A 26,569-nucleotide genomic window follows, 5' to 3' on the forward strand; every position below is an offset into this window, starting at 1 on the left:
TCCTTCTTCCCAGTTCTTTAGCCCTTCGCCAAAAATTCCAGTACCAAGGCATTAAAAGCCTCCCACTGATCCCGGGCCAGGAAATGGGTCCCAGGCAAGATGGACAGGCGGCTGGTGGGGATAGAGGCAGAAATCGCCCGGGTATGGGCCTCCTTGATCATATCCCGGTCTCCGGCGACCACCAAGGTGGGCAGGCGCAGCTTTCGCAGCTCCAGCAAAGAGATATGGGGCTGATGAACCATAAGTTCCATCCGCTCCAACTTTGGCTGGGCGGTGGGGTCAAAGTGGGAACGGACTTTTAAGGAGGCCCACCCCAGCTCAATGGGAAGCTGGGTGGTGCGCTTCACCCCGGAGGGGTCCAGATTTGCTCCGTTTAAAATTAGTTTGTCAATATACTGAGGATATTGAAGGGCAAATAGCAGTGCAATGTTTCCACCGTCTGAAAACCCCAGCAGGTGGCACTTTTCAATCCCCAGCTCATCCAAGAAGTCCTTTAAATCCTGGGCAAACTGCTCCAGGGTAAAGGGAGCCTCTCCCCGGGGGGATTCACCATGCCCTCGGGTATCTACCGCAATGACTCGGTAATGGGCGGAAAAAGGGGCCATCTGATGTTCAAAATAGGTGTGGTCTCCTCCGTTCCCATGAAGTAGAACTAGGGGAAACCCACTCCCCTGCTCCATATAATTTAATTTAATATCCATCTGTCTCCTCCTCCCGGCCTCTACGTCCTGTGGCACCCGGGATTTTTCTATTTCTCTGCTCTGAGTTTCGAAATCGCTTCTGCTTGCGCCGCCTCCTCAGACAGGCGCTCCCAGAAGTCCTCAGCCCCAATGCTGTTCAGCCATCGGCGGCAGTCTCCTCCCCGGCCCTCCTCAAAGTGGCAGGCCGCGGCGTAATCACAGTAGCGGCAGGCATTCTTTTCCGGACCGCGCCAGAAGGGGTCGGCGGCAATATTGCCCTGGGCCAATTCTTGACAAATATCACCCAGCACCCGTTGAATATGCTTTCCCAGCTTTCCTAGCTGCTCGGCGGTGGCCAGAGCGTCGCCAGTAATGGCTCCTGTACTCTTGGATACCCGGAGAGGTAAAAACCGATACCCATCCTCACCGGTCTGCTCCATGGCCTGGAGCACCTCAGGCTGGTCCAAAACCAGTCCACTGCGGATCAGTTCCTTGTCCAGCGCCTTTCGCCAGGCCTCCTCGCTCATGCCGCGGCTGCCCCGAATCACCGCATCTCTGGCCGGTAAGTACAAAACTCCGGCTCCTTCGATTGGAAGGCCATACAACTCCTCTCCCTTTTCTTCCAGGGTAAAGAGATACAACAGCATCTGAAGTCCAAGCCCATTGAGAACTTCCGTCAGATCAAAGGACTTTCGGCCTGTCTTATAGTCCACCACCCGCAGATATAACCTACCATTATGAACCCAGCCATCTACCCGGTCCACAAACCCAGACAGGCGGATGGTGACTCCGTCCTGGGTAAATTCCACTGGTGGGAGATCACCGGAGCGGCCAAAACCCAATTCAAAGGAGATGGCCTTAAACTGGGAATGAAACAGCTCTTCGGCCACATTCTCCACCACCGCTTGGACCGACCGCAGCAGGCGTCCAAAGAGATAGCGGAACCGCTCACTTTGACTCTCTAAACCACCCAGCTCCTGGGTTACATATTGGTCCACTGCCTGTTTGGTCAGTTGACGCAGGCGCCGCTTCTCGTCCTGCCCCATGGCAGGCTCCAGTCCTGGCAACCTGGTCTGCTGAAACAGCTCGTCCTGGAGCACATGTTCCAACACATAGTGGACAAAGGTTCCGTACTCAGGCGCTGTAAAGCCTGCTGGCTTGCGGGGTTCTGCCTGGAGACCATAGCGCATGAAATAAGAAAAGTGGCAGGATTTATAGCGGTCCATCCGAGAGGCGGACATAGCCACCTGCTTTCCGTACAACCGATGGGCCGCATCTGGAGAGAGCCTCCCCCGTTCCCAAGTAATTGCCTGCTCCAACCGCCGCACCGGCTGACGGAAGGAAGGAATCTGTCCTAGAACTCGGCGTATCTGAGGACTTTGTCCCGCCCCTTCTAGGGCAGGAACCGGTGACTGGAGGCAGAAGGGCTCAGGGAAGTCCGCTTCATGGCTGACCTTCAGGTCGGAAAAAAGCACCTGTAGTCGCTCCGCTAAAAAGCTGGGCCGGCGTTCCTCCCCTCCAGCACCACGCACCGGCCAGGAAACCAAAAGATGTTGGCTCGGCCTAGTACAGGTAAGGTAGACTGTAGTCATCTCACGGTACAGCATCTCCTGGGCAGAGCTATTCAGCTCCAAGCCGTAACTTGCCAAACACACCCGGTCCTCATCGGACAGCAGTCCCGGGGCGGTACTCACCATGGGGATGGAACTGTCGTCCGCCCCTAACAAAATCAGCACCTTCACCCGCTGTCCTGTCTGCCGAACGCTCTCCCCCGCTGTCACCCGGTCCAGGGAGACGGGAATGGTTCCAACATCATATTGAGATAGGACCAGACGGAACAGACCGGAAAACTCCTCCAAATCCAGGGGAGCATCCCCCAACAGAGCGGCGCACTGCTCCAGTCCTCCACATAAGATCTTCCACAGCTGGCGGTACTCGTCCGCTAGGGTTGGCTCTCCCCGTTCTTTTAGTGCCTCTAAGCGCTCCTCCAGCCGCTGAGGCAATCCAATTTCCACCATAAATGTGTAAAGTGCAATTACTTGTCCACATCCGGTATGGTTGGTATTTTTTCGCAATTCTTCCAGTGGCGCCACAACTCGCCGCCTAATTTGATCCAGCTTTTGGAGAAGGGAGCGATCTGTCTCTTCCATGGGATATCCATAGCCCTTTGGATGCCAGCTCCATTCCTTGCTCTGGGTCCAGCGGCTCCCTTTGATGTCCCATTTCAGCACATAGTTTTCCAGTAAATCCTGCTCCTCCTGAGACAAATCGGTCAGCCCAGTTTTTAAATAGCGGAATACATCTTCGTAGGTGTAGCCTCCGGCCACCACATCTAAGGCAGCCGTCACCAGTGCCAGCACTGGCTTTTCCAAAATATCGGTCATCACCGAAGAAAACACCGGGATTCCGTACCGTGGGAAGACGGATTCGATTAAATTCCGATAGGTGCTATAATTGCGTGCCGCCACGCCAATATCCCGGAAGCGAATCCCCTCTTCCCGGACCAGCTGCAATACACGGGCGGCTGCCCACTCCACTTCAGAGCGGGGACCAGCCCCGCAAAACAGTTCCACGGCTCCGTGGCAAAGGTTTTCTGTCTCCAGGGATGGAGCAAATAGGCATTTCTCCAACCGCATCAGGGCGGGTACCTTTCCCAGCCCACCATTGGAACAGAACTCAATCCTGTAAGAAATTCCCAGTGTTTGCGCCAGACGAAGGAGCTGAGCTGCTGTTCTTCGCGCCGGTGAGAAAATACCCACCCCTCCATCCGTTTCCTCTAAATGATCACAGGTGAGGACAACAGTGACTTGATGGGCCTGCCCAAGCAGCAGCCTTACGATCTCTCGCTGCTGGGGAGTGAAATCGGTAAAGCCATCCAGCCAAATATCTTTTCCAGCCGCCCAGGGAAATTCCTTCAGCTTATCCGCCGCTCGTGTCAGCCGGTCTCTGGGGTCAAAGGCGATTTGGGCGGTCAACGCGTCATAGGCTCCGCAAATCAGGCCCAAATCACGCAGCTTGTCGCCCTCCTGCTCCCCCAACTCCTCACCCGCCCGGATCAATGCCTCCGGAGGCACACAGCAGCTTTTCAGCTCATCTACTGTGGCCAAAAGAGATTGGAGAAAGGTCGGCCGGCGAGAGGGCTGACGGTAAATGGTCAATTGACTGGCCACAGACTGGACCGCATGATACATTAGCAGGATTCTTCCTCCGCCGTCCAGTTCTTCCTCTCCCAGCCCTACCGCCCCCTGGAACACCCGATTGGCCAATCGGCTAAAGGAGAGCACCTCGGCATACAGGGAGACACCGGCTCCGCCAGCACGACATAATGCCCGCTCCGCCTGGTGAGACTGCTGTTCTGGGACCATCAGGACCTGGGGGCGGTCTGTCCCCTGTTCACACAGCTGCCGGAGCAGCAAGCTGGTTTTTCCTGATCCTGCCCGCCCCAATATCAGTTTCAGCACGGTTCTCCCTCCTTTTCATTTCGTTTCAGGCTATTGTACCATACTCTCTTCTACAAAAAAAGATATTTCTTTCCCCTGACTCTACTGACATTTAAAACTCCGGCCGCCAGACTACCACAGTCCAGCGGCCGGAGCACAGATCGTTCTTTCATTAGTTCCAAAAATCAGTTTGATCTTTTAATCCAATGGAGGCAGCCTTAAACACCGGGTTCTTGCCGGCTTTTTTCTGAAGCACATAATCATCCAGAGCTTTTAGGGCAGTGCTGCCCAGAATCACAATGACCGGCAGATTGATCAGTGCCATAATGCCCATCAGCACATCAGCAATGGCCCACACCAACCCGAACTCCAGCTGAGCCCCTAGGAAAATCGCCACAACCGCACAGATCCGGAACACATTCATAGGCTTCTTTTCCAGGGTACGTCCGGCCACATAATTCAAGCAACCCTCGCAGTAGAACAGATTGCCCAGCAGCGTGGTAAAGGCAAAGAGAAGCATCGCTACAGTGATGAAATACGGTCCAACAACTCCAAACACCGAAGACATGGATGCCTGCACATAGGAGATGCCGTCCTCCATGGAGATGTCAGGGGCCACTCCGGAACACAGGCACATCATAGCAGTGGCGGTACACACCAGAATGGTGTCGATAAATACCGAGAGCATCTGCACCAGTCCCTGCTTCACCGGGTGGGATACATTGGCCGCCGCAGCCGCATTGGGCGCTGAGCCCACGCCAGCCTCGTTGGAGAACAGGCCACGTTTGACTCCCTGCATCACAGCTGACACGGCGAAGGCACTGAAAATCGCCTTGAAGTCAAAGGCACTCTGGAAAATCTTCACCAGCACACTGGGCAGCAGTTCCAGATTCATGACCATGACTACCAGCGCCATCAGAATGTAAAGAACGCCCATTACCGGCACCAACACGCCAGTGACCTTGACCAGCCGTTTCCCGCCGCCCAAAATACAGACCGCTACCAGGATAGCCAAAATCGCGCCGCCAATCACGGTGGCCAGATTCATTTCCCGGCCCATAATAGTCACCATTGCCTTTTGGTAAAAAGCGTAGCCCTTCATCGTGGTGATGAGGTTAAAGGAGGCCAGCATATTGAAGCCTCCGGCGTAGGTTGCAATGAGGGCCACCGCAAACACCACGCCCAGTCCTCGGCTTTTCAAGGCCGCCTGAATGTAGTAGGATGGACCGCCGTAGCTGCCGCCATTGGGGTCACGCTTTTTATAGATCTGAGCCAAGGTACTCTCAACAAACGCAGTGGCTCCTCCCACGATGGCGATCAGCCACATCCAAAACACCGCACCATAGCCGCCAATACAGATCGCACTGGCCACTCCCACGATATTGCCCGTACCCACTCGGCTGGCGGTGGAAACCATCAACGCCTCAAACGCAGAAACCGCATTTCGGTCGTTGCTCTTTTCTCCTACGACCCGGACCGACTCACCTAGCAGTCGCAGCTGAATCAGTTTTGTGCGCAAGGTGAAGTACAAGCCAACTGCCAGCAAAAGAATAATCAGCAGATAGCTGTACATGAAGGTACTGATGGTATTGATCAGCCCCGAAAACGCCTCGTACATAAGCTCTTCCTCTCTTTTTTTAATTGGTCCCCGCTCTCCACTTCGGAGTTCTCTTTAGTATATCATAAGCCTCCTTTTTTTCCAACCTTTTTCCTATTTTCTCTACATAAGGCGCAGGATTTCTTTTTTCAAGCGGGCAATGATCCGCTTTTCTAGTCGGGAAATGTAAGATTGAGAGATTCCCAACTGATCGGCGACCTCCTTCTGAGTCTGCTCCCGTTTGCCTTCCAGCCCAAAACGCATGGTAATAATGGTCCGTTCTCTCGGCTCCAGGTGGTCCATAGCCTGCTGGAGCAGCTGCCGGTCCACATCCGCTTCAATAGGACGCATGACCAAGTCCCCATCTGTCCCCAAAATATCGGACAACAGTAGCTCGTTGCCGTCCCAGTCCGTATTTAGCGGTTCATCAAAGGACAGTTCTGTCTTCTGATTGGCAGTTTTACGTAGATACATTAGGATTTCATTTTCAATGCAGCGGCTGGCGTAGGTGGCTAATTTAATGCTTTTTGCTGGCTGATAGGTGCCCACCGCTTTAATAAGGCCAATGGTACCGATGGAAATGAGATCTTCAATATTTACTCCAGTGTTTTCAAATCGACGTGCGATGTAAGCCACCAGACGCAGGTTATGTTCGATCAATTGGTTCCGGGCCTGCTCATCTCCCTGTTCCAGACGGGCGATCAGCTCCCCCTCCTCCTCCCGGCTTAGGGGGGCAGGCAACGTATCGCTCCCTCCGATGTACATGACTTTTTCCGGCAAACACAGTCCAAAACGGGACAGCCATTCCGCCAGTTTTTTCCTCCAGCGGACCACCCAAATGCTCATGCTACTCCGTCCTTTCCATCCAATGCACCAACCAAGGCCCGGTAACCGCCCCCATCTGACACCGGTGTAGGGGACATAGCCACCACATAGGGACCTAGCTCCACTCCATTTAACCGCACCTGATCCACACGCACCCCCAACAGCAGTCCACACTCTACACCAATGCAACGGTAAGGAAGCAGACGAAACCGTCCCTTCCAGTCCCCCCTCCCTAAGCGGGCCAAGCCACTGGCAGGGTCGCTCAGGTCCTCTCCCACGGGTCGGTTCTCTCTTGGAAACAGCTCCTTCAAGCTGTCTCCATCCGCAACAATTACCGGCCGTCCGGAAGCTGGATCGGTGAGGGTGTTTCCAGTATCCACCAGGGCCATCAGTTTAACCTGCCGCCCCCTTAACGCCAATTCTAAGGACAGAAGTTCGCCGGACTGGACTGTATGCCGTCCTACGCGGCGAAATACCAGGGACAACACTCCATAACAAACTGCTGCCGATAGAAACACTATTTTTATATCCATAGGGGAATACAAGACTCCCCGATTGCCCAGTGTCAGCCCCTGTCCGCCCATCAAACTGATGGCCACCACACCGCCGCCGAAGGCACAGGCCAGAGCTAAAAAAATGATCCCCTGCCGCAACAGCCTTCGGCTGCCGCCGTAGGCCACCAACAGCATCCCAGCCGCCGAAGCCACCCGGCACAGTGGATGGCTTAAAAACATCAGGCCAGGGAGAAACAGGGCCACCGCATACAGTCCGCCTAATACAGCCCCAATCCCGAACCGAATCCGATGTAGAGGCTCCCCTGCCAGACGGGCCGCGCACAGCAACAGCAGATAGTCCACCACAGCGTTGAGCAAAAACAGAGTGTCTACATAGATCACTGTCACCGTGCTTCCCTCCCCCTGTGTCTTCGGTGTTCTCAGCAGACCTTATTATAGGGGCTTGACCTGGAAAAATCAGTCAGAATCCGGCAGGGATTTTTTGTCGCATCCCCTCCCCCATCCTAGGCACCCTATATTGACAAAACAGTAACATCGAATTATAATATCGTTAGACGATATTATAATTCGATGTTATAAAAAGGAGGGACACCACCATGGGGGGCAAAAGCCGTGGGCCGCTGACGGAGCCCATGTTTTACGTCTTGATGTCCTTTCTGAAACGGGACATGTGCGGCACTGAAATTACGGAATTTGTGGAGCGGCGTACAGGTGGTCGGGTACGCCTGGGCCCCGGCACGCTCTATACTTTGCTGGGAAAATTCCAAGATGAAAAACTGATTGAAGAGACGGAAGTGGACGGACGAAAACGCACCTACCACCTCACATCCAAAGGCCGGAGCGTCTATCAAGAGGAATTGGATCGGCTGCGGCAATGCGTCCAGGACGCCGACGAGGAGGAGTTGCCATGAGCACAACTGTCATTCGTTTTACCCCGGTCAGCGGCTATGACCTGCTCGGCCTGGAGGGCTGGCTTGCCAAGATGGCCGCCCGGGGCCTGCTCTTTTCTCTGACTGCTGGGCCCTTCACCTTCTTTGAGCGAACAGAGCCCCGGGCGGTGACCGTTCACCTGGAGTGCGCCCGGGAGAAAACCGACCAGGAGGACGAGGAGCTCTCTGCCCTCTATGAGGAGTCGGGCTGGGAATACTGGGGCATCTTTCGAAAGAACTTCCATGTTTTTGCCTCCCCAGTGGATGAAAACCTCACTGCCCACACCGATCGGTCGGTACTGGGTTATGCCATCCGGCGGTTCTTCCGCCAAAAGCTGTTGGGTGGATTAGGGTTGGCTCTGATCAATTTCATGCTTCTCTCCTTCTATTATCCTGGTAGCTATACACTAAGTGTGCTACGCTACTACCCCGCGGAGCGGCTGAGCTCCGTGCTCCCTTTTTTCCTGTCCCTGGGGGGGCTGGTGCTTACTGATCTGGCCTACCTCCACGGACTTGGGGTACTCCTGCGTCTCAGCCGCCGCGTAAAAAGAGACCTGCCTCTCTCCCCTGCCCCAGGCAGCCGACTGAGTGGGCTGGCGGTGGCAGCTGCTACTCTTCTCTTGGGGATCGTGCTGGTCAACTTCTGCACTCAGCTCTGGGACTACACCAGGCCCTGGCTTTCTCTGGAAGATTCCGGCTTTATTACTTTGACGGAGATCGAGGGGGAGGACTTTCGACTAACCCAGGACGACCAACTCAATATGTCACGAATCAGTCACAGCGATACCTTGCTTTCCCCTGAATCCTGGTATTTTCAGCAGTACGGCGCGTTCCCTCACTATGAGGACGGTACAGTGAGTCTGAGTACCGTTCCGCACCTGGAGCTGTATGTCACCCGTTATCACTTCGCTTTCCTGGCTAAACAGCGGGTGCTGGAGTGGAGCTACTACGGTGGCTCAGACCAGTATGAGATCCTGGAACCTGCCTACGGCCTGGACCAGGTTCTGCTGCTCCAGGGAGAGAAGGGCGCTTACCTTATCCTCCGCATGGACAAAACCGTCCTGCGGGCTGACTACCGGGGAAATCAAGATCTAACAAATTATCTAGAGCAATTTGCCAAAATGATAGAGTCGCTGTAAAGGAGGTTCCCTTTATGAGTACGATCTATAAGCTCACCCCTGTAGAGCCATTTGACTTGGCTGCCGTCGAGAGTTGGCTGGAGGATTTGGCCCAGCAGGGGCTTTATCTCAAGCGCTTCCGCCCCCTTTTCTCCTCCTTTACTCGGGGAGCCCCCCGGCGGGTGCGGTATCGGGTAGAGTATGTTCCCGATCTGTGGCCGGATGATGAGGTGCCTGGCCGGCTGTTTGATCTTTACGAGGAGATGGGCTGGGACTATGTAGGACCTATGGGGAGTGAACGTTCCCTGCTCATCTTCCGAGCCCGCACCGCCAACGCCCCGGAACCCCACACTGACCCGCCTGTACAAGGAGAGCTGCTGAATAAGCTGGCCCGCCGCCTGCGCCGGAATTTTATTCTGGTCTGCGTCCTTCTGGCCATCGCTCTGGGAATCCCGGCCTTCTCCGTTCTGGACAGCGGCACACTGTGGTTAGAGCTGGTCCAGGAGAGCGCTCTTTTCCTCGTGTTTATTTACGGGATATTTTTTCTGTTTTCTCTGCCTTCCGAATGGAAAGACTGGCGGCGCATGGCAGCACTGACTCGCTCGCTGCGCCAAGGGGTTCCCCTCACACACAAGATCCCATACAAAAACCGCGGCAGACGGAATTTATGCTCCTTTCTCTTCTTTGTGACCTTGGCTGTTCTGCTGGTCTTCGTCCAGTACATTCTCCCGTTCACCGGAGGAGGAGCCAAAAATCTTGACAAGCTAGAAGACTTTACTCTTCTCTCCATCCAATCCCTGGAGGGAGAGGGCTACCAGCCCGACTCCTTCATGTCAGACGGAGTGGACTACGCCAACTTCTGCGATCGGGAGCACCACCTCCTCGCCCCCACTGTTTGGGAAACCGTACAGAGTGGAAAGTGGGACAACGACCTGTGGGTCCGCTTGGAAGTGGATTGGTACCGCCCCCTCATCCCCTCCATGGCCCGGCCCTTAGCCGGTGACCTTTTAAAAGATGCTATGAAGCTGGATAAACAGGTATGGTGGGACGCAGACGCCTTTTGGACGCAGAGCGAAGAAGAGGGCTGGACCGTGACCGAGTATGTCCAGGAGGGGGCGGACTACCTGGTGGTGGCACAACGAAACGATGGCCCCTTCCAGATCGCAGTGGCAGCTGGAAACGGCCGGGCGGTCGTGGCCCGGTACACCGGCCACGGAGCCCTGACGGAGCACTTGGAGGAATTGGTTCAAATGACCGCCCCTGTGGGTGACTAACAAGGAGGCATACGCTATGACGGTAAAAAAGTGGCTTCCCTGTTCTATGTGGGATTTTCAGGGCCTGGAAGATTGGCTCAACGAGCAGGCGGCGAATGGATACGCCTTGGTGGACTGGCCCGGCTTCTCCGATATCGGCCGGATCCCCTTTGAGAAGGACCCAACCGCACCAGGCGCCCGCTACCGTCTGGAACCGATGGACGATAAGGGAAACTGGAAGGAGCGCAACGAGCTCTACGCCCAGATGGGGTGGCGTTATGTCACCCAAATCCACCAGCTTTACACCGTCTACCGCTGTGACGATCCTCAAGCCCCGGAACTGTATACCGACCCAGAAAGTCTGGCTCTGACCCTGAAAAAGCTGGTGAAGCGGCAGCGCCTCGCTCTGATCCTAGTCCCTCTTTGGATCGCTTTTTTGCTCCGTGACGGGATTTATCAGCTGTTTACTGAGCCCGCCGTTATCCCTATGAACATCATTCTGGGAGCAGATCTATTACTTCCTTTTACTCTGGTTCTTTTGGCTCTGATCGGGCTCGAAATCCTTTTGCCAATCCGGCGGTTTGTTTTATTCCGCCGCTTAAAAAGCCAGCTGGCCCAAGGCATGATTCCAAAAGCTGGGAAGCGGCGCTACCAGGAACCTGCCGGTTTCTTCCTGTCCCTAGTTCTGGTCTCCTTCATTGTATTCTGGTTGGTTCAGTCTGTTTCTGGCCGCTACGATTTCCAGCAGCTGGAAGGCCCAGAGGATTGGGATTTCCCCCACATAACCCTGGCCGATGTGCTCTCACCCGCCCAAGGTCTCCAACTGGAGGCAGATAACGGCTCCTTCCAGCATTCCTGGCTGGCTCCGAAGCAATATCATATTTATCAAAAAGGGACCGCCGTCCTCGCCGACGGCACCCGGCAGACCGGTTTCATCACCTTGCGCTACATCCGTACCCTCTCTCCCACCCTGGCGGAGATGGTATACCGGGGAGCTGTTCAGGAGCGGCTGGAGGACTTCGGCATCTACCCTGACATCAATGACCTCAATGTGCTTCACCAGTCTGTCCTTATTTTCCTGGAGTCCCGTGAGGTGGAGCACCCCGCCTTCCACCGCCTCACCGAGATTCTCTACCAGTTTGACGACGAGGAGGCTCCCCGCTGCGTCTATGTGGGCCAGATGGGTAACCAGGTGATCGTCCTGTCCACCTCCCTCAGTCAGAACCGCCAGGAGCCTTTGGAGTTTTTGGCCCAGCAGCTGTCCCACTCAGTTCCGTGAGAAAGGAGCGGTTTCTATGAAAAAAATCCGCAAATTCATCCCCGTCTCCCTCTATGATATCCCCGGCATGGAGCAGTGGCTGGAGAAGCAGGCCCAGGAGGGGTTGTTCCCGGTTCATTTGGGCTCCTGGGCCACCTTCCAACCTACTGCCAAGCGGGAATACCGGTTTCGCTTGGATGTTATCGGCAAGGGCAAAGATGCGGACCAGCCCTCAGAGGAACAAATGGAGCTCTACCGCCAGGCCGGCTGGGAATACGTCCTCTCCATTGGACGGGCTTATTACCTTTTCTACACCACGGACCCCAGTGCTCCGGAGCTGTTCAGCGACTGCCAAAGCCGTGGACTGTCCCTGGAACCTCTGAAAAAGGCTCAAACCTCTTACCTGCGGCGAAAAATCATTGTCTATTCTCTGGTGGCCGCCGCTTTGATCTGGGCTCTCTTTTTCTTTGAGAGTAAATATGATGTCCAACCAGACCGTTTTGTCCGCCTGCCCCTCCTTTTACTGAATCTATTTAATCCGATCCTGCTGTTATTCCTCCTTTGTGCTGCCTTTATGGTCCGTATCGAGTTTCGGGATTCCCGCACCCTCCGCCGCACTTACGCCGCCCTGATGGAAGGGCTGCCCCCACCTCCTTCCCCGGTGCCCAGCAAATGGATCGTGTGGGAGAATAAACTCCAAGTGGCACTGATCGTCCCACTGGTCCTCTTTGTGGTCGTCGGACGGTTCGACTCCCTCAACCCCTGGAAAGAGATTCCCCTCTCCAGCTTCCACCGGCCCTATGTTGCCATCCAGGAGCTGGAACAGGAACCCGTTCTCTATTGGGAGGAGCTCTTTGACGATCCCCCTTTCCGCGACGAGCCGGAAACCTATGCCGACGTCCAGTTCTCCTTCCTGGCCCCCACCTGGTACTCTGTCACCCAGGAGGCATACAGCCCCCAAGCGGGGACCCAGACCAACGCCTTTTCTCCCGACCCAGAGGATGGGAAATACCGCTACTCCCCTGACCTGGATATGACCCGCTTCCGCCTGCTCATCCCCGCTCTGGCACGGACCATAGCCAGGGCCCAGATGGATTCCTACCGACTGGTCAATCTGGAGTGGTCCTATGAGGAAGTGGATTACCCGGGACTGGATTTCGTCATTCTGGCCACCACAGACGATCCCTGGCAGATGGCCGCTCTGGGACGTGGAGGAAATGTGGCCGTATTCTGTTACGCCGGTGTAGAGAAGCTGGCGAACCATTTGGACCAGCTGGCCGCTATGGTGCTGTAATAGAAAAAAGCTGTGACCCGTGGGTCACAGCTTTTTTATGTCAACTTCAAAATGCTCCTGGCCTCTGCCCGGCTGTAGCATCCATTTAACACGGCCAGCAGGGCGTTGGCGCTCATGTGCTCGGGGAGTTCCAGCTTCTTGAGCAGCTCCAGCCGCTTTCGGACGCTCTCTCCGCCCCCGGCCAGTCCCGCCGCCATCAGGTCCGCTTTGGTCAGAGGCGGAAGTGTCTCCTCCTCCCCGGACTTCTCCCCCAGAAAAGTGGCTCCCGCCCGGCGCAGGACATTCAGCAGCACCTGGGGCGGCATGCCCTCCACCCCCAGCTTGCCCTCCTTGCCTGCCTGCTTCTTCCGCTTCTCCTTGCCGTAGACGTCGGGGATGTAGGCGTGCTTCACCTGATTCTTGGGCAGAGCGCCTTTAATGCGGTTACGAATCACAAAGCCCGCCCCATCGGAGTCGGTGAGGACAATGAGTCCCCGACGCTGGGCGGCCCGGCGCAAGAGCGCCATCTGCTCCGGATTTTTAAAGATGCCAAAACCCGCTGTCTCTAAAATGAGGGTATCTACCACTTGGGAGAGGGTATTCTTATCGTAGCGGCCCTCCACCACGATGGCCTCTCGAATGGAAACCATAGCTGCCTATCCTCCTCACGTCGGGGTGGACAGCTCCAGGAGTAGCGTGGTAAGCAGCTCCTGGCCGTCCTGCCCGGTGGATTTCATAGCCAAATCGGTCTGGCCACAGCGAACAACACCCTTCCGGCACCAGTTGAGCGAAAAGCGCCGGGCGCTCTTCATCAGTTTTTCCGCTGGATAGGGTTTTAGGCCCCACAGCTCCGCCAGATAGGAGGCGCCCTTCCCCTGCTCCAGACACAGCCGGGCGGAGTAGAGCTGACGAATCTGCCGTCCCAGGGACCACATGATCTTGATGGGCGGCTCCTGCATCTGGTACAGCTCCCCCAGCACCGCCATGGCCTGATCAAAATTCCGCTCTCCCACCGCGTCAGTCATGCGAAAAACCACCGCGTCCAGCTGGGGAGTGGCTACCGCCTCGATATCAGCTCTGGTAATATGAGGTTGCTTGGAATAGGCGCCGATCTTCTCGATCTCGCCAATGAGGTTTGTCATCAAATCACCGCACAAAAAGATCAGCTCCAGGGCCAATCGCGAGTCGATTTCCTTGCCTAGGGCCCGAAACCGGCGGCGGACCCAGTCCACCAGGTCCCCCTGGTCTTGGCGGACGAAGTTGACCACGGTCCCATACTGCTTCAGCGCCCCGGCCAACTTGGTCCGGGCGTCTCCCTTGTATGGAATCAGGTCGTAGAGGAAGACCACACACACATAGTCGGGCAGCTGGGACAGGATGCGGATATACTCCTCCCGGTCCTTCTCCCCCGCCTTGAACAGGTCGTAGTCCGTCACTTGGACCAGCGTCCGCTCCGCCATCATAGGCAGGCAGTCCACTGCCTCCTCCAGGGCGTGGGGGGACATGTCCTTTGCTCCGATCTCATGGAGATTGAACTCTCCCATCCCCCCGGATAACAGCCGCTCCCGCAGCTTACCCAGGTAATAGTCCCGCAGGTAAGTCTCCTCCCCATGCATCAGATACAGCCGTCCCGGTGTACCTTTGTCGCTTAAATCCTTCTTTAACGTCAGATAGCCCCCGTTGTCCGGTTTTCCCTTTGGCGGCATAATGTCTCCTCCTTATTGGTTCACAATGGAATGCAGGAACCCCTCTATCCCTTGGCCTGGACCAGAATGGTCCCCTGTAAATCGGTACGGTAAATCTCTGTCCCGGACTGGGCCAGCCGTTCCAGAGTTTCCTGGGCTGGGTGGCCATAGAGGTTATGTTCTCCCACGGAAATGGCTGTCATGTCAGGTGTCACTGCCTGGAGCAGCTCCTGGGTGGTGGAAGTGGCTGAGCCGTGGTGACCGGCAACCAACAGTTCCAAGTCCGGCAGCTCTGTATGTTCCAGAAGCAAGTGCTCCACTTCTCCGCCCATATCGCCGGTGATAAGCACATCAAAATTTCCCGCGCTGGCCAACACCGTCAAACCCAGCTCGTTGGTGTCCGTCCCCTGTCCTAACGGGGCCAAAAGGGTCAGCTCTCCAGATGTTCCCCAATGAAACCGGGTGTCCTCCCGAAGAAATGTGATGGGAACCCCTTTCTCCCGTGCCAGTGTTATGATCTCCTGGCGTAAAGGGGACTCCTCCTCCACATCGGGTAAAATCAACTGGGATACTTGCATCCGCTGCAGCAGCTGGGACACACCGTTGGCATGGTCTTCATGGTAATGAGTCAGAATCAAAAAGTCCAGCGAGCTACGCCCTGCTGCCTGAATATAGTCCGCGGCAATATCTCCGGCGTTATCCATGCTGTCTCCACCGCAGTCCACTAAGGCCAGATAATCTCCCGTGCGCAGCAGCACGCTCTGGCCCTGGCCAACATCTAACACCGCCGCTGTCATCGCGCCGGACCGGAAGGCAACCAGGGTGAACAGCATGGCGGTGCACAGAGCGACGGTACCTCCACAGGCCGGGATGATCCACCGACCCTCCTTGTTCAGCAGCAGCCCACATCCGATCAGCAGGCACAAATAGACCACCCACGCCTGGTAATAGAAGGAATCCAGCGGAATGGCTGCCATAGGCAGGCGCCCCAAAAGCTCCACCACCCAGTCCAAATACCGAGCAAGAGACGTAAAGGGAATCGCCAGTACAGCAGATACCCCAGGCAGTAAGATCCCCAGAGTTCCAAGAAGGAGACCCACGCCAAATAAAATTGCCACCGCCCACAAAGTCAGCAGGTTAGCCAGGGGTGAAATGAGGGATACGGAGCGAAAATGGATGGCCACCAGAGGGATGGTCAGTACCGAAGCCCCCATAGTGGAGGCAAAGGTGGACACCAAGAACCGCGGCACCTGGATCACCCAGTATTTCCACTTCTCTTTTGGCCGATGATCCAGGCGGAACAGGGCCATCAGCCGCACTTGGATTGGATCAGAGACCAACAAAATTCCGGCCACTGCCCCAAAGGAGAGCTGAAGACCGATATTAGCCGCGGCGAAGGGGTTATGGAGCAGCAACAACAGCAGAGCCAACGCCAAAGATGTAAAGCTGTCCCGTTCCCGGTCCACCAATGGGGCCAGTTGGAGCATCCACACCATCACCGCTGCCCGAATTACAGAGGGAGTATTTCCCGCCACTCCGCAGAACAACAGCACCAGCAGACACACCGCTCCCGCGCTTCTCCGGCTGCGTCCAAACAGCTGGACTGCCATCCCCGCCAGAAAGGCCAGGTGCATCCCGGACACCGCCACCGTGTGGGACAGTCCGGTCCGTTGAAGAGAGGTGGTAAAGGAGTCGGTCAGATTTTCCCGGTTCCCTGTCACCAGCGCCCGGATCATCGGGGCTATATCTTCTGGGAAAACCGTATCCACCCCTGACTTCAAAGCCTTGGAAAAGACCGCCGCCCAATAGCGGACCGGAATATGGTCCGGCCGGTTGATATTCAGTTCCCCATAGGTCTCGCCGCGGAGAAAAATTCCTTTGGCGGTGTAGTAGGTGATTGCTTCCCCGGCAAGGGTGCGGTCTGCCAAGGTACAGTAAGTGATGGTGGAGATCTCGTCCCCTGGCCGCAAGCCGGCTCCCTGCTCATCTACATATAGCAGCGTAGAGACGGAAACCAGAGGTGAAACTTCTGTCTCCACCAAAACGGAATAGCCGTAATCGGTCTCCTGGGGCCATTCCGCCACTACTGCGCTCAGATGAACCGTCTGCCCATCCAAGGCGCGGGCGGGCACCAGCACAATTTGGATATAGACTGCCGTCCACAGAAATCCCAGCGCCCCACCGCACAAAATGAGACGCATCCATAGCCGTCGACAGCGGTTTGGAATGAACTGGACCAGAATGGCAGCCAACAGGCAAAGGATACCCAAAGGGAGTAGTATCCGCTGAGAGAGCAGAAAATTTGCTGCCCACACAGCGGCAGAGCAGGCACAGGCAAAAATCGCCAGCTTTCGCACCCCTGCCTCCTCCTTCTTCCCAGCCCTCAGGACCGTTTTTTGATCTCTTCCCAATACCGCTTAGCGGCCTGCTCCGTTTTGTTTTCCCCGTAATAATAATAGTGTACGTCCTTCAGCTCGTCCGGCAGATATTGCTGATCTACCCAGCGCCCCGGGAAATTGTGGGGATACAAGTACCCCTGTTCCCGTTCCAGACCGGAGGAGTCAGCATGGACATTTTGTAGATGCCGTGGGATGTCCCCCACTTTGCCAGCCCGAACGTCCGCCATGGCCTGGTGAATTGCCATGCAGGAGGTATTGGATTTGGGGGCGGTGGCCAGCAGCACCACTGCCTGTCCCAGCGGCAGCTGCGCCTCGGGCAGCCCCAGCTGGAGGGCATTGTCTACACAGGCCTTTACAATGGGGACCGCCATCGGGTAGGCCATTCCCACATCCTCGCTGGCCGAACACAGGATGCGCCGGATGGGGGTAATCAGGTCCCCTGCCTCTAATAGCCGGGCCAGATAGTGCAGGGCCGCGTCGGGGTCGGACCCCCGCATGGACTTCATGAAGGCTGATGCAATATCAAAATGGGCGTCTCCCTCCCGGTCATAGCGCATGGCGGACTTCTGCGCCACCGTTTTGGCATCTTCCAGGGTGACAAGGAGTTTTCCTTGCTCCCTCTTTGCCGCTGTAAGGAGCAGCTCAATGGCGTTCATCGCCTTACGGATATCACCGCCACAGGCCCAGGCGATGTGCTCCTGTACTCCGGGCTCACATTCCGCTTTGGCACCCAGCCGCTCTTCCATCCGATGGATTCCCCGGTCCACAGCCGGGAGGGCATCTTCCGCGGTGATTTGCTTAAACTCAAACACGGTAGACCGGGAGAGTACCGCTCCGAACACAGCGAAAAAGGGGTTCTCCGTGGTGGAGGCGATGAGGGTGATCCGCCCGTCCTCCATAAATTCCAGCAGAGACTGCTGCTGCTTTTTATTAAAATACTGAATCTCGTCCAGGTACAGCAGCACCCCTTCCGGCGCCATCAGCGTACCGATCTCCCCCATGATGTCCTTGATATCCGAGATGGAGGCGGTGGTAGCATTGAGCCGATGGAGGGGCCTGCGGGTGCGCTGGGCGATCAGGTTGGCCACCGTGGTCTTCCCAGTTCCCGATGGGCCGTAAAAGATCAGGTTGGGCACGCTGCCTCCCTCAATGATTCGGCGCAGCAGGCCGTCCTTTCCCAATATGTGCTTCTGCCCCACCACCTCGTCCAGGGTCTGGGGACGAATTTCATCCGCCAAGGGGCGGTATGCCATGTAGGATCAACTCCTTTTTCTTGAGACAACAGACCGGTTACCCGTCCTCTTCGCACTCCATCTCTAACTCAGTCTGGAAGGCAATCACCGCCTGTCCAATGATCTGAATCTCTTTGGGCGCCCCATGCTCCAACGCCACTCGGACCACCATCGAACCCGGCCGGCCCATGGCCTCCCCTTGCACAACGGTGAACTGGACCTGGAAACCTTCTCCAGGCAGCAGGCCGAAGCGGACCAGGTAGGCTCCCAGCGGGCCGTTGGCTGTGCCGGTCACCGGGTCCTCATTGTTCCCGTTGGCGGGGGCAAACATGCGGGCGTGGACCAGAGGCTCCTCCCCGGGATGAAGGGTGAATACATGGTAACCGTTGATCCCGATTTCCCGGCTCAGTTCCTTTAACGCCTCCATGTTAGGAGTCAGGGCATGGAGCTTGGACAGCTCCCGAATCCCCACCATCACCTTAGCCGCTCCGGTAGACGCCCCGCAGAGGGGACAGTCTTCCCGCAGATCGTCTGCGGCCAGGCCCAACGCCCGGCACAGCTTGGAACGCTGTTCCTCCGTCAGCGGGGCTCCAAATTCCGCCTGGCCCTGGGCCATGATGACCTGATACTCGCCGTTCTGCTTCTCCACATCCACAGAAAAGCGGCCAGCTCCGGACAATTGAACCACTTTGGCCCGTTCCAGGCCCAGTTCCAGGGCACGCACATAGTGGGACGCAACCGTCCCGTGACCGCAGATGGGCACCTCCCGGGTAGGAGTAAAGAAGCGGATGTGCACATCATACTCCCCCGGTTTCCCGGGGAATAGGAAGGCTGTCTCAGAGTTATTCAGTTCCCGGGCGATTTTCTGCATTTGGACCTCTGACAGCCCTCGGGCATCCATCACCACTCCAGCCGGATTTCCAGTCAACTTCTCTCGGGTAAATGCGTCTACCTGATAAACACGGATGGTACGCTTCATATCCATTCTCCCCTAATTTCTGCTAAAGTTGGTCTGTCAGGCCATGCCGGCCGCCAGGCACATCCGGTTTTTAAAAAAGTAGTTGACCACAGCAATAGCCCGGCCTACGCCGATCATGGCACCAATAGTTCCAATTCCAATTCCAATCAGAGAGCCTTTGGTCGCCAGACACAGCACAATCGTGGCCAGAACACAGCCAATATCAAATATGTTTTTTGCAAAGCCCTGGTCCCGCCCCATCCGGTCCGCCAAGGCTTGGACAATCCCGTCTCCGGGATTGGGAATCAATCTCATATTGACCGTCATGGACACCCCTAACCCTGTCACTATAATAGCCAGCACCAGCATTCCGAGATTGGAGCCCAGGGAGTGCACAGATGGATCGTAGCCGATCCAACGATCAAAGAAATTTAAGACCCGGCTGAACACCAGGCTCAAATGAAGCTGGAGCAGATCGTACCACTGCCGGTCCTTGCCCCGGATGATCAGCTCTCCCGCTACAAACACACAGTAGAGAATAAACGTGGTATCTCCAAAATTAAACCCCCAAATTTGAGAACTGCTATAGGCCACAGACAGGATGGGGGATACGCCCAGTCCGGTCTTTGTATTCAACGTCAGGCCAAGGGCCAGCACCAGCATCCCTAATCCATAAATCCAAGCGCGATGGAACCGTTTCAAGTAGACGCCTTCTTTTCTTTTGGTTTTTTTGCCGGGGATTCTCCCCCATTTTTAGTAAAATAATCACACCAGGGCCGCAGCACGCACTGCTGGCACTGGGGACGCCGGGCAATACACACAGCCCGTCCATGTAAAACCAGCCGGTGACAGAAGTCGTTGGACTCCTCCGGCGGCAGGATCTGACGCAGCTGCTGCTCCACCTTCCCCGGGTCCTTGGTACCGTCCGTCAGGCCCAGCAGTCCGGAGATGCGGATGCAATGGGTGTCCGCCACCACTACGCCAGGGGTGTGGTACACATCCCCCAGGATCAGATTGGCCGTCTTCCGCCCCACTCCGGGCAGCTTCAGCAGGTCCTCCATGGTATCGGGCACCTTGCCCCCATAGTCCCGAATCAGTATCTGCGAGGCCAGAACAATATCCTTTGCCTTCGCCCGGAAAAAGCCGGTGGAATGGATGTAGGACTCTACCTCCGACACATCAGCCTCCGCCAAGGCCTGTAACGTTGGAAACCGGGCATACAGCGCGGGGGTGACCTTATTCACCCGTTCGTCGGTACACTGGGCAGCCAGACGCACGGAAAACAGCAGTTCATAGTCCTTTTTATATTCCAGAGAACAGATTCCATCTGGATACAGCGCCTTGAGGGCATCTACAATCGCCACAACATCGTCCTTTGATTTCTTCATCTCTCTCTCCCTTCCCAATATATATAGTGTGCAGCGTATAACCCTGCAGATGATATCATATCACACTTCATAGAAAATTTCGACGGCTTTTTTTCTTCCCCGCCATTGTTTTTTCCCGCTTCTTTGCTATAATAAAGTCCAGGTCCTGCTCCGGCAGGTCCCCAACCATACATCAACTGGGAAGGAGCTTCAATCCAATGGTGAACGAAATGATGGATTTCCTCACGTCCTGCGACCCCGAGGTCGGTCAGGCCGTACGGGCGGAATATGACCGCCAGCAGCAGAATATCGAGCTGATCGCCTCGGAGAACATTGTCTCTTCCGCCGTGCTGGCCGCTGCCGGCACTGTACTGACCAACAAGTACGCAGAAGGCTATCCCGGCAAGCGCTATTACGGCGGCTGCCAATGCGTGGACGTGGTGGAAAACATCGCCATGGAACGGGCCAAAAAGCTCTTTGGCGCTAACTTTGCCAACGTACAGCCCCACTCCGGCGCTCAGGCCAACTTTGCCGTCTACCAGGCCCTGTGCCAGCACGGCGACACTGTCATGGGCATGAGCCTGGACAATGGCGGCCATTTGACCCACGGCTCCCCTGTGAACTTTTCCGGAAAAAACTATAACATGGTGGCCTATGGCGTCAATGAGCAGGGCTACATTGACTACGACCAGGTCCGGGACCTGGCCAAGAAGCACAAGCCCCGTATGATTCTGGCCGGCGCCTCCGCCTATCCCCGAATCATCGATTTCCAGACCTTTGCCGACATCGCCCATGAGGTAGGTGCCTACCTGTTCGTAGATATGGCCCACATCGCCGGTCTGGTGGCTGCCGGGCTCCATCCCTCCCCCGTCTCCTGTGCCGATGTGGTGTCCACCACCACACACAAGACTCTGCGTGGGCCCCGGGGCGGCATGCTGCTGTGCAATGACCCTGACATCGCCAAAAAGCTAAACTCCGCCATCTTCCCCGGCTCCCAGGGCGGTCCCCTGGAGCACATCATCGCCGCCAAGGCGGTGGCCTTCGGAGAGGCGCTGCGGCCAGAGTTCAAGGAGTATCAGGCCCAGATCGTGAAAAATGCCCAGGTTCTGTCCAAGTCCATCCTGGAGGGCGGTTTGGACCTGGTGTCCGGCGGCACGGATAACCACCTGATGCTGGTGGACCTGCGTCCCGCCCACCTCACCGGCAAGGAGATGGAGCATCGGCTGGACGAGGTGTTCATCACCGTCAACAAAAACGCCATACCCAACGACCCGGAGAAGCCCTTTGTCACCTCCGGCATCCGGGTGGGCACCCCTGCTGTCACCGCCCGCGGCTTTAAGGAGGCCGAGATGGAAGTGGTGGGCAAGCTCATCTGTGCCGCTGCCAAGGACGACTTCCAGAATAATGTTGAGTCCCTCCGCGCCCAGGTCAAGGAGCTCACCGGCCGTTTCCCCCTGTATCAGGATTAAACGTTTAAACAAAGAAAAGCCGTGGACCGTATGAACGGTCCACGGCTTTTTATGTCTAAGATTAAACTTTCCCGTGACAGCGGGCGGCGTACAGGGTGTTCTCCATAAGCATGGCCCGGGTCATTGGGCCCACACCTCCGGGCACCGGGGTGATGTAAGAGGCTTTCTCAACCGCCTGGCTGTAGACCACGTCTCCGCACAGCTTGCCCTGGTCGTTACGGTTCATGGCCACGTCCACCACTACGGCCCCCTCCCGAATCATATCTCCGGTGATCAGACCTACCCGCCCGGCAGCGGCCACCAAAATATCCGCCCGCAGGCATTCCGCCTTCAAATCCCGAGTCTTGGTATGACAGATGGTCACGGTAGCGTTTTTCTTCACCATGAGCATGGCCTGAGGCTTCCCTACGATATTGGACCGACCTACGATTACACAGTGCTTGCCTGCCGGGTCAATTCCGTACTCCTCTAGCATCCGCATTACACCGGCCGGGGTGCAGGGCTGAAAGCCCTCTTCCCCGATCATCAGCTGCCCCACATTGAAGGGGTGGAAGCAGTCCACGTCCTTGTCCGGCCGGATGGCCAGCAGAACCTCTTTTTCGTTGAGGTGCTTTGGCAAGGGCAGCTGCACCAAAATGCCGTCCACATCCGCCCGGTCGTTGAGCGCTCCAATCAGCTCCAGCAGCTCCTCCTGGGTGGTCTCTTCGGGGAGGGCGTACTCCTCGCTGTAGATGCCGCACTCGCCGCAGTCCTTCTTCTTCCCGTTTACATAGACCCGGGAGGCTGGGTTGTCTCCCACCAGGATCACCGCCAGGCCGGGCTTTTGGCTCATAGGCTCCACCTGGGAACGCACCTGTTCCTTTACCTTGGCCGCCAGGGCCTTTCCATCCATTACCACAGCAGGCATGGTTATTCCTCCTTTGTCTCCTCTTGACCGTCTTCCTGCCCAGGGCTGGGCTGATTCTCCTCAGTCTGAGGGTTGGATTCCTCCGGGACGGAGGGGGTATCCTCCTCAGACGACTGGCTTTGAGCTGGCTGGGTTGCAATCTTGTTCACATAGAGTTGGGCAGGCTGGGTCTTGGCTCGCTTCCACATCCACAGCAGTACTGCGCCCGCCACAAGGGCTGAGACTGCCGCCACCAGTTGGGACACCCGGATGGAACTGCCTACAAACAGGTACAAGCTGTCAGTCCGCATTCCCTCAATCCAGGCCCGGCCCAAGCCGTACCAGAACACGTAGAACAAAAAGCACTGTCCGTCAAATTTCCGCTTCTTCCCCAGGCGATAGACCAAGAGCAGACCGATAAAGTTCCAGGCCGACTCATAGAAGAAGGTGGGATGTACGCCCAGAGTCCCGGACAGGATGGACTCATAGCCCACCTGATCCACATAACCCTGAGCCAGCATGTCCTCGGCGATGGAGGGGCTGCACATCCGCCAGGGAAGGGCAGTGGGGCCGCCGTAGGCCTCCACATTCATAAAGTTGCCCCAGCGGCCGATGAGTTGCCCGATGAACAGCCCATGGACCCCTAAATCGGCAAAAGCCAGGAAGCTGATCTTCCGCACGTGGCAGAAAATGAGAAGCACAATGGCCGAGGAAATGATCGCTCCGTAGATGGCCAGACCACCGTCGCTGTACCGGAAGATGGCGGCCCAGTCCAGGGAGCCATCCGGATTTTGGTATAGGCCCAGATTAAAGACCACGTAGTAGACCCGAATGGCCACCAAGGCGGCGGGGACCGCAAAGAGCATCATGTCGATGATCTGGTCCTCGGTGATGCCAAAGCGCTTTCCCCACCGGGAACACAGAAACACCGCAAGCAAAAGGCCGGAAGCAATGATGATCCCATACCAATATACGGGCCGGCCAAGCACTGTAAACGCCACCCGGTTCAGGGTAAACTCCAACCCCAAGCCGGGAAAGGAAACCACATGTGTCATGCCTGCTCCCCCTTGGGACGTACCACCGACAGGCAGGCCCGCTCCTCTGTCACCCACTCCTGAATGAGGCTCTCCGCCTCCTCCTTGGTGATGGCGGAAAACACTTCGGCAAAGCGCAGGTAGTCCACACCCCGGAAGAAGGACTGGGCCTGTCCCACACACAGATTTTCAAAGGAGTTTAGGCCCCGCACCTTTGCCCCGTACAGGCCCTTTTTCAGCCGCTCCCACAGCTTGCCGTCGATGCCCTCCCGGCCCAGCCGGGCCGCCTCATCGGCCACTGCCTGCCGCACCACGACCGGGTCCTTAGACTCCCCTCCGGCGCACAGGAAGGCGCAACCGGGGTAGCTCTCATAGCCGTAAGCGAAACCCTGGTTGATCAGTCCCTGGCGGTAGAGCTTGGCATACAGGGGACTGGAATTACCCAGCAGAGCCTCCAGAGCCAGCTCGCCCACCAGCTGCTGGCGCAGCCCCGCCTCCCCCTTCTGGGGAACGTCCCCCTTATAGCCCAGCTGGAAGATGGGAGTGGAGACCTCCATGAAATCCTCCATTAAGCTCTTGGCCGCCCGAGGGGCCTCCTTTTCTCCATAGTCCTTCAGGGCGATGGGGCCGGGGGTCTTGGGCAAAATCTCCCGGGCCAGGGCGCACACCGCCTCCGGCTCCACATTGCCAGCCACGCACAGCACCATGTTGGCCGGGTCATAGAAGGCTTTATGGCAGGCGTAGAGGGTTTCGGCCGTGATGTGGGAGATGGACTCCACGCTCCCCGCCACACTCACCCGGATGGGGTGATGCTTATACAGGCCGCCCAGCAGGTTCATGAACACCTTCCAGTCGGGGTTGTCCTCGATCATGCCGATCTCCTGGCCGATGATCCCCTGCTCCTTATCCACGCTCTCCTGGGTGAACCAGGGGATGGAGACAAAGGAGAGAAGAATTTTCAGGTTCTCGGTAAACTTCTCCGTAGACTCAAAGTAATAGCCCGTGATGGCGGAGCTGGTAAAGGCGTTGGGGCTGGCTCCGTTGGCCGCCAGGTCCTGGAGGGCATTGCCCTCCTTGGTGTCGAACATCTTGTGCTCCAGGAAGTGGGCTACCCCCGCCGGGGTCTGGTGCCACTCCCCATCCAGGCAGAAGCGCATGTCCATGCCGCCGTAATTGGTGGCAAAGAAGGCGTAGCCCTTTTGAAACTCCGGCTTGGGGAATACAAACACATTCAGGCCGTTCTCCAGTACCTCATGGTACATCTTTTCCCCTACCCGGCCAAATTCCAGCTTATCCATGGGCTTCCTCCTTGCCTTTCAGGAAATAAATGGTGTCCAGCTCCAGCTTCCGGGCGGCCTGGGACACTTGCTCCAGAGTGACCGATTCAAACTGGGCGGCCAGTTCCTCAATGGTGGTATCCAGTCCTGCGGCGGCCTGGCCCAGCCAGAACTCCTCCTGGCGCATCTGGTCATCCAGAGTAGCCAGATGTCCTCCCACCAAGGTGCGGCGGGCGCCTTCCAGCTCCCAATCCTCCACCTTTCCCTGGCGGATGTTTTCCAACTGCTGCAGGATTTCCTCCCGGGCCTGGTCATATTTATCAAATTCAATACCAGAGGACACCAGAACAAGGCCCTTCATCTTCTCCATCATGGAGCTGGCATAGTAGCACAGGGAGAGCTTCTCCCGCACGTTTAAAAAGAGCTTGGACAGGGTGGTTCCGCCGAAGATGGCGTTACACATCACCAGGGCGGGATACTCCTCCTCCCAGCAGGTGATGCCGCCGGTGCGGAAGCCCATGGCCAGCTTGCCCTGGGTGACGTCCATGGCCTCCTCCACCAGCTGGGGTTCCTTCCCGGCCGTCAGTCGGACGTCGCAGTCAGGCATGAGGCGCTCCTCATTCACCGGCAGACGGGATAGAGCCGCACGCAGTGCCTCCTCCACCCGGTTGGGCTGGGCGCTGCCGCAGTAATAGACCTCCACCTCCGCGGTATTCAGAAGCTGCTGGTAGCGCTGCCACAGAGAGGCGGGTGTAATCTCCTGCACGTGGGCTTCGTCCCCCAGCTTATCCACCCCAAAGGCCTCCTGAGCGCACATAAGCTGGGTCAGACGGTGGGTGGCATAGGTGCGCTTATCATTGATCTGTCCCCGGATCCGGTCCAGCAGATTAGCCTTCTCCCCTGCCGTGTAATCGGAGCAGAAAACACCATCCTGGGTGTAGGGATTGAGCAGCAGCTCTCCCAGCAGGGCAGCGGCCGGCTCCAGCACCGGTTCCCCGTTCAGGGTATAGGCGTCATCCAGGAAGCTGGCCACAAAACCGATGCACTGGCTCTCTCCCTTTTTCCGCACCGAGGGCTCAATGGCTCCCCCATACAGCTCATCCAAGGCCGCGGACAGGGATTCCATATCCGGGTGGACGGCCGTGCCCCGGCGCAGCACGGCAGGGATCAGGGCGTTGGCACCCGCTGTCTCACGGTCCAGGGGGGTCAGCAGGGTGACGGACAAATACGCGCTTTTAAATTTGTTGGTGTGGACCGCGCGCAGCCACACTCCGGGGAACAGCTCCCGGCGAGTCACTTGTGACATAGTTGTATTCCTTTCTCACGGAGATGGGTCCCTGACGGACTACCCCATAATTCTCCAAGTAGGTGGGG

The 26,569-nt window shown here is 56.8% G+C and carries 22 protein-coding genes; 6 read left to right on the top strand and 16 right to left on the bottom strand.

Annotated features, from left to right (window positions below; genetic code table 11):
• Positions 1-17: 17 nt before the first annotated feature.
• From B5E43_RS04665 to B5E43_RS04685, 5 genes are all read right to left on the bottom strand, one after another.
• Positions 18-701, bottom strand: a complete 684-nt coding sequence (locus B5E43_RS04665) for an alpha/beta hydrolase (RefSeq protein ID WP_087394106.1) — start codon at positions 699-701, stop codon at positions 18-20.
• Between the two features lie 47 nt (positions 702-748).
• Positions 749-4,141, bottom strand: a complete 3,393-nt coding sequence (locus B5E43_RS04670; RefSeq protein ID WP_087394109.1) for a PD-(D/E)XK nuclease family protein — start codon at positions 4,139-4,141, stop codon at positions 749-751.
• A 151-nt stretch (positions 4,142-4,292) separates the two neighbouring features.
• Entirely contained in the window at positions 4,293-5,738 is a 1,446-nt protein-coding gene (locus B5E43_RS04675; RefSeq protein ID WP_087394111.1) for an alanine/glycine:cation symporter family protein, read from the bottom strand.
• Between the two features lie 102 nt (positions 5,739-5,840).
• On the bottom strand, positions 5,841-6,563 hold the full coding sequence (gene sigE / locus B5E43_RS04680; protein WP_087394114.1) for an RNA polymerase sporulation sigma factor SigE: 723 nt from the start codon (positions 6,561-6,563) through the stop codon (positions 5,841-5,843).
• Complete coding sequence (locus B5E43_RS04685) at positions 6,560-7,444, bottom strand: sigma-E processing peptidase SpoIIGA (RefSeq protein WP_087394119.1); 885 nt, start codon at positions 7,442-7,444, stop codon at positions 6,560-6,562. The genes sigE and B5E43_RS04685 overlap by 4 nt, the downstream gene beginning before the upstream one ends.
• 209 nt (positions 7,445-7,653) lie before the next feature.
• On the opposite strand from B5E43_RS04685, the gene B5E43_RS04690 reads away from it, so the two are divergent.
• The 5 genes from B5E43_RS04690 to B5E43_RS04710 are packed head-to-tail and all read left to right on the top strand — an operon-like array spanning position 7,654 to position 12,909.
• Positions 7,654-7,968: a helix-turn-helix transcriptional regulator gene (locus tag B5E43_RS04690; protein ID WP_087394121.1), complete on the top strand. Its 315-nt coding sequence runs from the start codon at positions 7,654-7,656 to the stop codon at positions 7,966-7,968.
• Positions 7,965-9,125 carry a DUF2812 domain-containing protein gene (locus tag B5E43_RS04695; RefSeq protein ID WP_158098964.1) on the top strand — a complete coding sequence of 387 codons (1,161 nt, stop codon included), beginning with the start codon at positions 7,965-7,967 and terminating at the stop codon, positions 9,123-9,125. The genes B5E43_RS04690 and B5E43_RS04695 overlap by 4 nt, the downstream gene beginning before the upstream one ends.
• 14 nt (positions 9,126-9,139) lie before the next feature.
• Positions 9,140-10,378, top strand: a complete 1,239-nt coding sequence (locus B5E43_RS04700; protein WP_087394124.1) for a DUF2812 domain-containing protein — start codon at positions 9,140-9,142, stop codon at positions 10,376-10,378.
• A 16-nt stretch (positions 10,379-10,394) separates the two neighbouring features.
• Positions 10,395-11,636: a DUF2812 domain-containing protein gene (locus B5E43_RS04705; RefSeq protein WP_087394126.1), complete on the top strand. Its 1,242-nt coding sequence runs from the start codon at positions 10,395-10,397 to the stop codon at positions 11,634-11,636.
• Between the two features lie 16 nt (positions 11,637-11,652).
• Complete coding sequence (locus B5E43_RS04710) at positions 11,653-12,909, top strand: DUF2812 domain-containing protein (RefSeq protein WP_087394128.1); 1,257 nt, start codon at positions 11,653-11,655, stop codon at positions 12,907-12,909.
• Positions 12,910-12,944: 35 nt separating this feature from the next.
• Here B5E43_RS04710 and B5E43_RS04715 read toward each other — a convergent pair whose 3' ends face one another.
• From B5E43_RS04715 to nth, 7 genes are read right to left on the bottom strand one after another with little or no spacing between them, the layout of a single operon-like run.
• Positions 12,945-13,538 carry a DUF4093 domain-containing protein gene (locus B5E43_RS04715; protein WP_087394130.1) on the bottom strand — a complete coding sequence of 198 codons (594 nt, stop codon included), beginning with the start codon at positions 13,536-13,538 and terminating at the stop codon, positions 12,945-12,947.
• Between the two features lie 15 nt (positions 13,539-13,553).
• Complete coding sequence (holA, locus tag B5E43_RS04720; RefSeq protein ID WP_087394133.1) at positions 13,554-14,594, bottom strand: DNA polymerase III subunit delta; 1,041 nt, start codon at positions 14,592-14,594, stop codon at positions 13,554-13,556.
• A gap of 44 nt (positions 14,595-14,638) precedes the next feature.
• A complete protein-coding gene (locus tag B5E43_RS04725) occupies positions 14,639-16,930 on the bottom strand; it encodes a DNA internalization-related competence protein ComEC/Rec2 (RefSeq protein ID WP_087394136.1) in 2,292 nt (763 codons plus the stop codon).
• Between the two features lie 26 nt (positions 16,931-16,956).
• Positions 16,957-18,225, bottom strand: coding sequence for a replication-associated recombination protein A (locus B5E43_RS04730; RefSeq protein WP_087394138.1), 1,269 nt, complete (start codon positions 18,223-18,225; stop codon positions 16,957-16,959).
• A 37-nt stretch (positions 18,226-18,262) separates the two neighbouring features.
• A complete protein-coding gene (locus tag B5E43_RS04735; RefSeq protein WP_087394140.1) occupies positions 18,263-19,183 on the bottom strand; it encodes a PhzF family isomerase in 921 nt (306 codons plus the stop codon).
• A 36-nt stretch (positions 19,184-19,219) separates the two neighbouring features.
• Positions 19,220-19,864, bottom strand: coding sequence for a DUF6198 family protein (locus B5E43_RS04740; protein ID WP_242964712.1), 645 nt, complete (start codon positions 19,862-19,864; stop codon positions 19,220-19,222).
• The gene (gene nth, locus B5E43_RS04745) at positions 19,861-20,550 is read right to left on the bottom strand and encodes an endonuclease III (RefSeq protein ID WP_087394145.1); all 690 of its coding nucleotides are present in this window, start codon (positions 20,548-20,550) and stop codon (positions 19,861-19,863) included. The genes B5E43_RS04740 and nth overlap by 4 nt, the downstream gene beginning before the upstream one ends.
• 197 nt (positions 20,551-20,747) lie before the next feature.
• On the opposite strand from nth, the gene glyA reads away from it, so the two are divergent.
• Positions 20,748-21,998 (top strand): serine hydroxymethyltransferase, encoded by a 1,251-nt coding sequence (glyA, locus tag B5E43_RS04750; RefSeq protein ID WP_087394147.1) that lies wholly within the window; start codon positions 20,748-20,750, stop codon positions 21,996-21,998.
• Positions 21,999-22,059: 61 nt separating this feature from the next.
• Here the strand turns inward: glyA and folD are convergent, their stop codons facing one another.
• Genes folD through B5E43_RS04770 form a run of 4 tightly spaced genes read right to left on the bottom strand, consistent with a single transcriptional unit; the run spans position 22,060 to position 26,501 of the window.
• Positions 22,060-22,905: a bifunctional methylenetetrahydrofolate dehydrogenase/methenyltetrahydrofolate cyclohydrolase FolD gene (gene folD, locus B5E43_RS04755; RefSeq protein WP_087394149.1), complete on the bottom strand. Its 846-nt coding sequence runs from the start codon at positions 22,903-22,905 to the stop codon at positions 22,060-22,062.
• 2 nt (positions 22,906-22,907) lie between these two features.
• Entirely contained in the window at positions 22,908-23,939 is a 1,032-nt protein-coding gene (lgt, locus tag B5E43_RS04760; RefSeq protein ID WP_087394151.1) for a prolipoprotein diacylglyceryl transferase, read from the bottom strand.
• Positions 23,936-25,216, bottom strand: a complete 1,281-nt coding sequence (locus B5E43_RS04765; RefSeq protein WP_087394153.1) for a pitrilysin family protein — start codon at positions 25,214-25,216, stop codon at positions 23,936-23,938. Before B5E43_RS04765 ends, lgt begins: the two co-directional genes overlap by 4 nt.
• Complete coding sequence (locus tag B5E43_RS04770; RefSeq protein ID WP_087394156.1) at positions 25,209-26,501, bottom strand: insulinase family protein; 1,293 nt, start codon at positions 26,499-26,501, stop codon at positions 25,209-25,211. Before B5E43_RS04770 ends, B5E43_RS04765 begins: the two co-directional genes overlap by 8 nt.
• Positions 26,502-26,569: the final 68 nt, after the last annotated feature.

This window comes from Flavonifractor sp. An100 (assembly GCF_002161175.1).
In the GTDB taxonomy this organism is placed as follows: Bacteria; Bacillota; Clostridia; order Oscillospirales; family Oscillospiraceae; genus Lawsonibacter.